The organism is Streptomyces sp. GbtcB7 (assembly GCF_019091445.1).
Taxonomy (GTDB): domain Bacteria; phylum Actinomycetota; class Actinomycetes; order Streptomycetales; family Streptomycetaceae; genus Streptomyces; species Streptomyces mirabilis.
The window spans coordinates 1-239 of record NZ_JAGXJM010000577.1; the positions used below are offsets into that span (position 1 = coordinate 1).

The 239-nt window shown below is 69.5% G+C and carries 1 pseudogene; it reads left to right on the top strand.

Going from position 1 to position 239, the window contains the following annotated elements:
- Positions 1-239 (top strand): annotated as a pseudogene (locus tag KVT44_RS56885) (hypothetical protein); the annotation flags it as partial.

The window sequence follows — 239 nt, forward strand, 5'->3', positions numbered from 1 at the left end:
GGGTGGGTCGCCGTCGTCCTGTACGTCTATGTCGACGTCATCGGCTATCTGCCGGGCACGCTCGCCTACCACCGCAGCCCCGACCAGCAGGTCTCCCGCGTCTACTACGTGCTCTACAACACCAAGCACAGCCTGAGTGTGCAGGGCGCGGTCCTCGGCGCGTGGGTCCTGGCGTACGGCTGGGGGGGGGCGCTGGTGGGCCTGCCCAACCATCTCTTCGGGGGCCGGGCCCTGTTCGG